General features: G+C 48.0%; 3 protein-coding genes. All 3 read left to right on the top strand.

What is annotated here, in order from left to right; genetic code table 11:
• Positions 1 to 364: MurR/RpiR family transcriptional regulator (locus ENN47_07780; protein ID HDP78067.1), on the top strand; the 364-nt coding region annotated here is incomplete at its 5' end.
• A gap of 29 nt (positions 365 to 393) precedes the next feature.
• Positions 394 to 1,374, top strand: coding sequence for an extracellular solute-binding protein (locus ENN47_07775; GenBank protein HDP78066.1), 981 nt, complete (start codon positions 394 to 396; stop codon positions 1,372 to 1,374).
• Positions 1,375 to 1,563: 189 nt separating this feature from the next.
• On the top strand, positions 1,564 to 2,249 hold a 686-nt coding region (locus tag ENN47_07770), incomplete at its 3' end, for an iron ABC transporter permease (protein ID HDP78065.1).

Genomic DNA, 2,249 nt, shown 5'->3' with positions numbered 1-2,249 from the left:
GGTTACTGTCGGTGGGAAGGCGTTCTATGAAACTCTGCTGTTAATGGATGACAGGGATGTTCTTTTTGGAATTGGCTTCTTTCGTTGCTCGCAAGACATACTGAGATCTTTCGACTATGCAAGAAAGAAAAGCATACCTACTATAGCTTTGACTCACAGCAGCGTATCGGAACTTGCACTCAAATCGGAAGTTACATTAGTTGCTAACAGAGGCCCCGTCTCACTGCTCAACTCACTAGTCGTACCCATGGCGATATTGAATGCTCTCGTTCTGTATATTGCCGAGAGAGACGAGGAGAAACTCAAGGCTCTAAAGAAACTCGATGATATTCCCGATATCTTTGGGTTCAACGGGAAACTTTAGTCTCCAAATCCAATTTGAGGAGGTAGTCTATGAGAAAACTTGCTATCACTTTCGTGCTGATGATCTGCGTGGCAATTCTTTTCGGAGTGGAGAAGATTATGCTCTACACTTCGGTTCCTACAGAGATTATGACGGCTATTGCCGAAGCCTTTATGGCAGAGAACCCGACTATTGAGGTCGAGGTCTTCAGGTCAGGGACAGGTACCATCCAGACGAAAATCGCGGCAGAAGTTGAGGGCGGTAATCTGCAGGCTGATGTCATCTGGGTGGCGGAGTTCTCCTACTATGAGACTCTAAAGAAGCAGGGACTTCTGGCGCAAATATTCCCAGAAGAAGCAAGTGCACTTCCCGACAACTTCAAAGATCCCGAGAACTATTACTACGCCGGAAGGCTCATAAACATGGTCATTGCCTACAACACTAATGAACTCACACCGGAAACTGCCCCGCAATCCTGGACGGACTTGACCGACTCGAAGTGGTACGATAACTTCGTTATTCCCAACCCAGAGTACTCGGGAGCTGCAGTTGCGGCAGTAGGAGCGTTGTCTATCAACTATGGCTGGGAGTACTTTGAAGATTTGAGAGAGAACGAGACGGTAGTTGTCAGGGGAAACAGTGATGTTGCACAGAAGGTTGCTGCAGGTGAGTTCCCGATTGGCATGACCCTCGATTACATTGCCAGAGGGCTCAGAGATAATGGCAGCCCGATAGACATTATTTACCCAAAGGACGGAACGGTTGCAATTCCAAGCCCTGTGGCCGTGATGACAGGCACTGACAACATGGAAGCCGCAATGACTTTCATCAATTACATTCTTTCTGAGAAGGGTCAAAAAGCTCTGGTGGAGCTCGGATCTCTGGTGCCTATCAGAAGCGACGTCAATCCCCCGCCGAACACTCCACCTGCAGGAGAGATTCTCGATCAGGCCATGAAAATCGATTGGAAGGCAATTGAAGAACTTACCACAGAGATAAATACGAAGTTTGCAGACATAATGTTATTCTAGTGAAGCAAGGCCCGGCCGGTGCGGCGACCGGGCCTTTCGTTTTGCGTTGGAGAGTGATCTCATGTATCAAAAGAGGTTTAGAGCCGATCCGCTGATACTCGGAAGTACTTTCGTGATAATTGGAGTTCTCATAGTCTTTCCTTTCACGCTATTGTTCATAAACAGTCTGAAGCGGACGGGGTCTTCACTTTGCAGAATTATATTACCGTTTTTCAGGCGAATAGGAACTACACGGCTCTCTTCAACAGTTTGAAGCTGGGTTTTTTCACATCTCTGTTCTCAGCTCTGCTGGGAGCTCCCTTGGCATGGCTCGTGACGAGGACAAATCTCCCCTTCGCAAGGCTTTTTAAGACGCTCTTTATTCTTCCGTACATGATTCCTCCCTTTGTTGGAGCGATCGCCTGGTCGCAGCTTCTAAACAGGAGAAATGGATACATCAATTCTTGGGCAGCTTCGCTTTTTGGACTTGAAGGCCATGTCTTTGACGTCAACACTATGCCCGGTCTCATATGGGTGATGACTCTCTATCTCTATCCGTTCGTCTTCATAACTGTTACCGGAGCTCTCGAAAGGATGGATCCCACCTTGGAGGAAGCCGCGCGGACTTGTGGCGCGAAAACTATGAGGATTATGAGAGATATTACACTGCCGCTTGTCGCTCCAAGCATTGCCGGAGGCGCGCTTCTTGTTTTTGCTTCGACAATCGCGAATTTCGGGATTCCTGCGTTAATAGGTATGCAGGGCAGAGTGTATGTCCTCACGACCATGATCTACTCATACATGCGCAGTCGTGGGTTCACGGGAATAGCAATGGCTTCTGCGCTATCAATCTTATTGATGTCGATCTCTGTCGGAGCTTTGTTGTTGAACAACCT

The sequence above is a fragment of the Mesotoga infera genome, assembly GCA_011045915.1.
In the GTDB taxonomy this organism is placed as follows: Bacteria; Thermotogota; Thermotogae; order Petrotogales; family Kosmotogaceae; genus Mesotoga; species Mesotoga infera_D.
The sequence above is the reverse complement of the archived record's forward strand: the minus strand, read 5'-3'. Positions and strand labels throughout refer to the sequence as shown.